Origin of the sequence: Aureimonas ureilytica (assembly GCF_001475935.1) — a bacterium.
GTDB lineage: Bacteria > Pseudomonadota > Alphaproteobacteria > Rhizobiales > Rhizobiaceae > Aureimonas > Aureimonas ureilytica_A.
In genome coordinates, this window is record NZ_LDQA01000036.1 from 22,890 (window position 1) to 31,021 (window position 8,132).

At 67.9% G+C, this 8,132-nt stretch carries 10 protein-coding genes; 7 read left to right on the plus strand and 3 right to left on the minus strand.

Features of this window, described 5'->3' with window-relative positions; translation table 11 throughout:
• Positions 1 to 5: 5 nt before the first annotated feature.
• Both grpE and hrcA read right to left on the minus strand, forming a co-directional pair.
• The gene (grpE, locus tag NS365_RS15210; protein ID WP_058601148.1) at positions 6 to 743 is read right to left on the minus strand and encodes a nucleotide exchange factor GrpE; all 738 of its coding nucleotides are present in this window, start codon (positions 741 to 743) and stop codon (positions 6 to 8) included.
• Between the two features lie 115 nt (positions 744 to 858).
• Positions 859 to 1,980 (minus strand): heat-inducible transcriptional repressor HrcA, encoded by a 1,122-nt coding sequence (gene hrcA, locus NS365_RS15215; protein WP_082640595.1) that lies wholly within the window; start codon positions 1,978 to 1,980, stop codon positions 859 to 861.
• A 127-nt stretch (positions 1,981 to 2,107) separates the two neighbouring features.
• Between hrcA and rph the strand changes: the two genes are divergently transcribed.
• The 6 genes from rph (at position 2,108) to NS365_RS15245 (ending at position 6,636) form a co-directional block, all read left to right on the plus strand.
• A complete protein-coding gene (rph, locus tag NS365_RS15220) occupies positions 2,108 to 2,827 on the plus strand; it encodes a ribonuclease PH (protein ID WP_058601149.1) in 720 nt (239 codons plus the stop codon).
• Positions 2,828 to 3,044: 217 nt separating this feature from the next.
• Positions 3,045 to 3,698 (plus strand): RdgB/HAM1 family non-canonical purine NTP pyrophosphatase, encoded by a 654-nt coding sequence (rdgB, locus tag NS365_RS15225; protein WP_058601157.1) that lies wholly within the window; start codon positions 3,045 to 3,047, stop codon positions 3,696 to 3,698.
• Complete coding sequence (gene hemW, locus NS365_RS15230; RefSeq protein ID WP_058601150.1) at positions 3,695 to 4,897, plus strand: radical SAM family heme chaperone HemW; 1,203 nt, start codon at positions 3,695 to 3,697, stop codon at positions 4,895 to 4,897. The genes rdgB and hemW overlap by 4 nt, the downstream gene beginning before the upstream one ends.
• Before the next feature lie 22 nt (positions 4,898 to 4,919).
• On the plus strand, positions 4,920 to 5,309 hold the full coding sequence (locus tag NS365_RS15235; protein ID WP_082684631.1) for a YnfA family protein: 390 nt from the start codon (positions 4,920 to 4,922) through the stop codon (positions 5,307 to 5,309).
• Positions 5,306 to 6,250 (plus strand): 16S rRNA (cytidine(1402)-2'-O)-methyltransferase, encoded by a 945-nt coding sequence (rsmI, locus tag NS365_RS15240; protein WP_082684632.1) that lies wholly within the window; start codon positions 5,306 to 5,308, stop codon positions 6,248 to 6,250. Before NS365_RS15235 ends, rsmI begins: the two co-directional genes overlap by 4 nt.
• Positions 6,247 to 6,636, plus strand: coding sequence for a YraN family protein (locus NS365_RS15245; RefSeq protein WP_058601151.1), 390 nt, complete (start codon positions 6,247 to 6,249; stop codon positions 6,634 to 6,636). Before rsmI ends, NS365_RS15245 begins: the two co-directional genes overlap by 4 nt.
• Positions 6,637 to 6,662: 26 nt before the next feature.
• Here NS365_RS15245 and NS365_RS15250 read toward each other — a convergent pair whose 3' ends face one another.
• Entirely contained in the window at positions 6,663 to 7,262 is a 600-nt protein-coding gene (locus NS365_RS15250) for a hypothetical protein (protein WP_058601152.1), read from the minus strand.
• Positions 7,263 to 7,476: 214 nt separating this feature from the next.
• On the opposite strand from NS365_RS15250, the gene gshB reads away from it, so the two are divergent.
• Positions 7,477 to 8,132: glutathione synthase (gene gshB, locus NS365_RS15255; RefSeq protein ID WP_058601153.1), on the plus strand; the 656-nt coding region annotated here is incomplete at its 3' end.

Below are 8,132 nucleotides of genomic sequence, written 5' to 3' on the forward strand. Positions count from 1 at the left end.
GACGCTCAGGCGTCCTTCGTCGAATCATCCGGCACGCCGGGCTTGGCCGGCGCGGCGTTGGCATCCGCGCCCACAGCCACTTTCGGCCCGCCCTTGGACACGCCGACCATGGCCGGGCGCAACACGCGCTCGCCGATCGCATAGCCGTCCTGCACGACCTGAACCACCGTGTTGTTCGGCAGTTCGGCGTTCGGCACCTCGAACATGGCCTGATGGAAATTGGGGTCGAAGCGCTGGCCCTCGGGCTCCAGCTTCTTCACGCCGTGGCGCTCCATCGTGGACTGCATGGACCGGGCGGTCATCTCCACGCCCTCGGCCAGCGTCTGGAGGCCGGGGTCCGTGTCGCGCGCGCCTTCGGGAATCGCCTGAAGCGCGCGAGCGAGATTGTCCGACACGGCCAGGATATCGCGCGCGAAATTGGCGACGGCGAACTGGCGCGCGTCCTTGACCTCGCGCTCGGTGCGACGGCGCAGGTTTTCCATGTCGGCGGCCAGACGGATCAGCCGATCCTTGACGTCGGCATTCTCGGCCTCCAATTCGGCGATGCGCGCCCGGTCGGCTGCCGCAGCCTCTTCGCCGCCCCAGGAGCCGGCCGGCTCCTCGGCGGTCTCGGCCTGCGCGCCCGCCGCGCCGGGAGCCGCGCCCGCGACGCCCGAGCCCTTGAAATAGGCGCCGCCGCCGGCGGAATGCGCGCCGCTTTCGCTCTCGTGGTCGTTCACGTGCTTCTCGCTCTCGCCTGTCATCGGGCACTCCTGTTCCTGTCGAGGGGACAAACGGTCCGGCGCCATGAGGCGGCCGCCGGACTGCTCTCCCGTAAAGGGTCGTCGCTGCGGCATATCGAATGAGGCGGGCCGGAAATCAAGGCCGACGCACCGGCGCTCCGCCCGCCAGAAGGCGCGACACGAGCCGCGCGGTATAGTCCACCATGGGCACGATGCGCCGATAATTGAGGCGCGTCGGGCCGATCACGCCGACCGCGCCGATCACGCGCTGATCAGAGTCCGAATAGGGCGCGATCACGAGCGAAGAGCCGGACAGCGAAAACAGCTTGTTTTCCGATCCGATGAAGATGCGCACGCCGTTGCCCGCTTCCGCCAGATCGATCAGCTCCATGATCGAGGTCTTGGATTCCAGATCGTCGAAGAGATGGCGCAGCCGGTCGAGATCGTCGGCCGCCGACAGGCTGTCCAGAAGATTGGCCCGCCCGCGCACAATGAGGCGCGAGGGCTGGCCCGCGCCCTCCCCGGCCCAGACCGCGAGCCCGGCATCCACCAGCTGGCGAGACAGCTCGCCGAGCTGGCGGGACGTTTCCTCCTTCAGCGCCTCGATGCGCCGGCGCGCTTCGGCGAGCGTGCGCCCGACCACATGGGCGTTCAGGAAATTCGCCGCTTCCACGAGCTGCGCGGCGGTAATGCCGGGCGGCAGGTCGAGAATGCGGTTTTCCACCTCGCCATTCTCGCCGACCAGAACCACCAGCGCGCGCGCCGCGTCGAGGCGCACGAACTCGATATGCTTGAGGCGCGGATCGGCCTTGGCGGCGACCACGATGCCCGCCCCGCGCGACAGGCCGGAGAGAAGCTGCGAGGCTTCCGTCAGCAGGGCATCGACCGGGCGGCGCTCGCCATGGTCGCGCACCTTCTTCTCGATCTCGGCACGCTCGCGCTCCGGCACGTCGCCGACTTCCAGAAAGGCGTCCACGAAGAAGCGCAGGCCGACTTCCGTCGGCAGGCGCCCGGCCGAGACATGCGGGGCATAGATCAGCCCCAGCGCCTCGAGGTCGGACATGACATTGCGGATGGAGGCGGGCGAGAGCGCGCTCGACAGGAGGCGCGAGAGATTGCGCGAGCCCACGGGCTCACCCGTTTCCAGATAGGAATCGACGATCAGCCGGAAAATCTCGCGCGAGCGCTCGTCCAGCCCGCCCGCGAGCGGGGTCTGGCTGGGCGTGAGATCGTGGAAGGGAGGCAGGACGCGCTTCATGGCCTGTCTTATAGGGATCGCGAGGGTTTCAGCCAAGGCGGAGAGAGTGGGCCGCCAAGCACCCTGTTCAAGTGTCGCCACACTCTTTAAGAGGCGGGTTCGAAATCGTTAATATGGACTTGTCTTGATGCGGCCTTCCAAACGCCAGAACGACGAACTGCGCCCTGTCTCGCTGGAGCGGGGCGTGTCGCGCCACGCCGAGGGCTCGTGCCTCGTCAAGTTCGGCGACACCCATGTCCTGTGCACCGCGAGCCTTGAGGAGCGCGTGCCCGGCTGGCTGAAGAATTCCGGCAAGGGCTGGGTCACGGCCGAATACGGGATGCTGCCGCGCGCCACGGGCGAGCGCATGAAGCGCGAAGCCGCCAGCGGCAAGCAGAGCGGGCGCACGCAGGAAATCCAGCGCCTCGTCGCGCGCTCGCTGCGCGCCGTGGTGGACCTTGAAGCGCTGGGCGAGCGCATGATCACGGTGGATTGCGACGTGATTCAGGCCGATGGCGGCACGCGCACGGCCTCGATCACCGGCGCCTTCGTGGCCCTGTCGGACTGTCTCGCCTGGATGGAAACGCGCGGCATGGTCAAGCGCGACAAGGTTCTGAAGGACCATGTCGCCGCCATTTCCTGCGGCATCTACAAGGGCACGCCGGTTCTGGACCTCGACTACCCGGAAGATTCGGCCGCCGGCACCGACGCCAATTTCGTGCTCACCGGGCGCGGCGGCATCGTCGAGATCCAGGGCACGGCCGAGGGCGAGCCCTTCTCGCGCGACGAACTCGAAGCGCTGATGAAGCTCGCCGAAAAGGGCATCGGTGAGCTGGTGGCGCACCAGAAGTCCTGCCTCGAAGCTTAGAACTGAGGAGGAAACCTCTGGGCGGAGGATGGTCGAGAGATTTTCGTTCGATCGCGACGAAGAGAGCGACGAAAAAATCCGACCAGCCGACCCCACGAGGTTTTGGCCTCAGTTCTTAACAATGCCTGAAGCCTCGGGTCAGCCTCGGGGCGCATAAACCTTGGGACTGGCGGTGCGCTCCGGCGCGCGCGCCTTCCCCGGAATGGACCCGACAGCGATGACGAACGCCTTCCCCCTCGATCCCGCCGGTGGTCCTCTCCTGATCGCCAGCCACAATGGCGGCAAGATCGCCGAGTTCCGCGAGCTTCTGGCCCCGCTCGGCTTCACCGTGGTCTCGGCCGCCGACAAGGCGCTGCCCGAGCCCGAGGAAACCGGCTCGACCTTCGAGGAGAACGCGGCGATCAAGGCGCTGGCGGCGGCGCGCACCACCGGCCTTCTGGCGCTCAGCGACGATTCGGGTCTGGTGGTGGATGCGCTGGGCGGCGATCCCGGCATCTATTCGGCGCGCTGGGCCGGCCCCGAGAAAGACTTCACCATGGCCATGCGCCAGATCGAAGAGAAGCTCCAGGCCGCAGGCGCCAACGCGTCCGCGCAGCGCACGGGCCGCTTCGTCGCGGTTCTGTGCCTCGCCACGCCCGAGGGCGAGACGAAATTCTATCGCGGCGAGGTGGAAGGCACGATCGTCTGGCCGGCGCGCGGCGCGCTCGGCTTCGGCTACGACCCCTGCTTCCTCCCCGAGGGCGAAACGCGCACCTTTGGTGAGATGCCCTCGCAGGAAAAGCACGGCTGGGTGCCGGGGCAGGCCCACGCCCTGTCGCACCGCGCCCGCGCCTTCCAGCTCTTCGCGCGGGAGGCGCTGGGCGTCGCATGAACATGATGATGCCCCGCCCCCTGTCGCAGATCCGGCCCTATACGCCGCCCGCCGGCGAGCCGGGCTTCGGCGTCTATATCCATTGGCCCTTCTGCGCGTCCAAGTGCCCCTATTGCGACTTCAACAGCCATGTGCGCCACCAGCCGGTGGATCAGGCGCGCTTCGTGGAGGCCTTCCGCCGCGAGATCGCAAGCCAAGGCCGGCGCACGAAAGGCGAAATCGTCACCTCGATTTTCCTCGGCGGCGGCACGCCCTCGCTGATGGAGCCCGCGACCGTTTCGGCCATTCTGGAGGCCGTGGCGGCGCAGTGGACCGTAGCCGACGGGGCCGAGATCACGCTGGAGGCCAACCCGACCTCGGTCGAGGCGGACCGCTTCCGGGGCTACCGCGCGGCGGGCGTCAACCGCGTGTCGCTCGGCGTGCAGGCGCTGAACGACGCGGACCTGAAGCGCCTCGGGCGGATGCATGACGTCGATCAGGCCATGGGCGCGATCCGTCTGGCGCGCGAGATCTTCCCCCGCCTGTCCTTCGACCTGATCTATGCCCGACCGGGCCAGAGCGTGTCGGAATGGGAGCGCGAATTGTCGGAGGCCATTTCGCTGGCGGCCGACCATCTCTCGCTCTACCAGCTGACCATCGAGGAAGGCACGATCTTCCACGCCCTGCACAAGGCGGGCAAGCTCGTGGTGCCGGACGGCGAATTGTCGGCCGAGCTTTACGAGGCGACGCAGCAGCTGACGCTGTTCCACGGCCTGCCGGCCTACGAGATTTCCAACCATGCCGCGCCCGGCGCGGAGTCGCGCCACAATCTCACCTATTGGCGCTACGGCCTCTATGCCGGCATCGGCCCCGGCGCCCATGCCCGCCTGCCGGGCGAGGACGGCGCGCGCCATGCCGTGTCCAACGAGAAACATCCCGAGACCTGGCTCAAGATGGTCGAGGACTGGGACTCGGGCGAAGTCGAGGACGAGGCGTTGGAGAGCTATCAGCAGGCCGACGAACTGATGCTCATGGGCCTGCGCCTCGTGGAAGGGATCGACCTCAAGCGCTGGCGCAAGCTCGCCGGGCGCGACATCGACCCAGCCGTCGAAGCCGAACTGACCGGCCATGGCATGATCGAACGCCTCGGCCCCGACCGGCTGCGCGCGACGCCCACCGGAATGCTCGTGCTCGACGCCGTGGTGGCCGATCTCGCGTGAGAGGGCCGCTTGCCGTCAGGACATGCGGCGCGGTGCCGCTTGGTGTCGCTGGCCTTCGGAGGACGATCCGCTGACCGGAGCCGCCCCGGCGCTGCTCATCTATGCCGGCGCGGCGCTGGCCGAGATCGCCGGCTGCTTCGCCTTCTGGGCCGTGTTGCGCTCGGGCCGCTCCGCCCTTTGGCTCGCGCCGGGCCTCGCCTGCCTCGTCCTTTTCGCCCTTCTCCTGACGCGGGTGGACGCGGCCTTTGCCGGCCGCGCCTATGCGGCCTATGGCGGGGTCTATATTCTTGCCTCGCTCGGCTGGCTCTGGGCTGCCGAAGGCGTGCGGCCCGACCGCTTCGACCTTCTAGGCGCCGTCCTGTGTCTGGCCGGGGCCTGCGTCATCCTTCTCGCGCCGCGAGGTGTTTCATGAACTCGTTCGACGATACGCCCGAAGACGAAACATCCGAAGGCATTGAGCCGCCTTTTCAGGAGTCCGGCGCAACCTATCTCGTGCGCGGGGCCACCCTGCGCGCGCCCAAGCCCGAGCCGGCGCTTTATCTCGTGGCGACGCCGATCGGAAACCTGTCCGACGTGACCTTGCGCGCGCTCGACATCATCGCCGGGGCGGATGTGCTCGCCTGCGAGGACACGCGCGTCACGCAGAAGCTTCTGTCGCGCTACGGCATTCGCCGCCGGCTCTTCGCCTATCACGAGCACAATGCCGCCGAATCCGGCCCCGCACTTCTGGACGAGCTGGAGGCCGGCCGCTCCGTCGCGCTGGTGTCCGACGCCGGCACGCCTCTCGTCTCCGACCCCGGCTTTCGCTTGGGCGAAGAAGCCATCGCGCGCGGCTTGCCCGTCGTGCCCATTCCGGGCGCCTCGGCCCCGCTGGCGGCGCTTTGCGCCTCGGGCCTGCCTTCCGACGCCTTCTTCTTTGCCGGTTTCCTGCCGGTGAAGGACGGCGCGCGGCTCGCCAAGCTCGAAACCCTGACGCGCGTGCCCAGCACCCTGATCTTCTTCGAAGCGCCGCACCGCATCGCGGAAAGCCTCGCCGCCATGGCCGAGGGTCTCGGGCCACGCCCCGCCGCCGTCTGCCGCGAGCTGACCAAGGCCTATGAGACCATCTATCGCGGCACGCTGCCGGATCTGGCCGAGCGCTTCGCAGCCATGGAGCGGGTGCGCGGCGAGATCGTCGTCTGCGTCGGCCCGCCGGCCGAGGAGCAAGCGGCGAGCGGCGACGTGGACACGATCCTGCGTGGGCTGCTCGCCGAGATGAAGCCGGCGAAGGCCGCGCAGGAGGCGGTGAAGCTCACCGGCCTGCCCCGCCGCGAGCTATACCAGCGCGCGCTGGACCTGAAAGGCGGCGCGTGAAACGCGCGGGCGGCGAGACGGGAATTGACCGCAAGCGCGCCTTCTTCCGTAAGGGGCACCGGGCGGAATGGTTGGCGGCCTGGGCCTTGCGCCTCAAGGGCTACCGCATCCTCGCCACCCGCTATCGCACGCCATCGGGCGAGATCGACCTGATTGCGAAGCGCGGCGCGCTTATCGCCATCGTGGAGGTGAAGGCGCGCCCGACGCTGCAAGCGGCCATGGACGCGGTGACGCCGGCCGCGCAGGCGCGCATCGAGCGCGCCGCCGACCTCTGGCTCTCGCGCCAGAAGCGCGCGGCGCAGCTCTCCCTCCGCTTCGACATCGTCGCCGTCCTGCCCCGCCGCTGGCCGGTGCATGTGAAGGACGCCTGGCGCGGGCGGACCTGAACGAGCCCGCACGCCCCGAGACGCCGTCAGACGCCCGCGCCGACGCTTGCAGGCTTCTGCGAGGGATGTGCGGCCGGAGAATGCGTACTCTCCTGCGGCGGCCCCTTGGGCATGGGCGCGGCAAGGTCCGGCACCATAGCGGGCTTGGTCTTGCGGCCATAGATGCGCTGCTCGATCGTCTCGGCGAGCCCGCGCGCCAGCGCCCGGTCCACGCGCGCCTTGTCCTGCGCCACCGAAATGACCGCGCCCGCGACGCCGTTCAGCATATATTGGTCGATCGCGATCACGTCGAAACGGGCAAGCTCCTGATCGGCCATATCGCGCAGAATGACGTTCGCGCCCAGCTTGTTGGAATCGCCTACGAGAAGCGACATGACCGGATTCTTGTAGGCCAGAAGTACCAGCCGGACCTCGACCTTGGTCGCCTTGCCGTCCGACACGCCGAGAATCTGCGCCGGCACGGTCTGTCGCACCAGCGACAGGATATCGGTTTCCGCGCGGATCGTATCGGCGGCGCTGACGGACACATCCCGGATCGCGAGGGGGCCGGTGGTTTCCACCACGGGCTTGGCGCAAGCGGAGAGAAGCGCGACGAGCGTCAGCGCGGCAAGACATCTGGCAAACATGAAAAGGACTTTGCAATCGAGGGAAGGGCTCGCGTCTCACGCGTTCCACGTCCACCGCAACGGATGAGGCAGACCTGAGCCATCACCAGTGCGTGAGACCACCGACATTCCACCGGCCCTGTTGCGCCGGTGCGACCCGATCACCAGCCCCGTGGACAGAACCGCCGTTCCCCTCTACCTCGGCAAGGACGGAACCGTTCGGGGAATACACCGCATGTCGCTCAAGGTCGCGGTCCAGATGGACCATGTGTCGGGCATCACCATCAAGGGCGATTCCACCTTCGCCCTCTGCCTCGAGGCCGAGCGGCGCGGGCACCAGCTCTTCCACTACACGCCGGACCGTCTTTCCTTGCGCGACGGCGTCGCCACGGCGCGGGTCGAGACGCTGAACCTCGTGGAAGAGCAGGGCAAGCATTTCACCCTCGGCGAGCCCCACAAGGTCGATCTCTCGACCATGGACGTGGTGCTCCTGCGCCAGGACCCACCCTTCGACATGAACTACATCACCTCGACGCATATTCTGGAGCGCATCCATCCCAAGACGCTGGTGGTCAACGACCCCGCCTGGGTGCGCAACATGCCCGAGAAGATCTTCGTCACCGAATTCGCCGACCTGATGCCGGAGACGATCATCACCAAGGACCCGGCCGAGATCGCGGCTTTCCGCGCCGAGTTCGGCGAGATCGTTTTGAAGCCGCTTTACGGCAATGGCGGCGCGGGCGTCTTCCATCTCACCAAGGACGACCGCAACCTCTCCTCCTTCCTCGAAACCTTCGCGCTTCTGTTCCGCGAGCCCTTCATCGCGCAGCGCTATCTCAAGGACGTGCGCAAGGGCGACAAGCGCGTCATCCTGATCGACGGCGAGCCGGT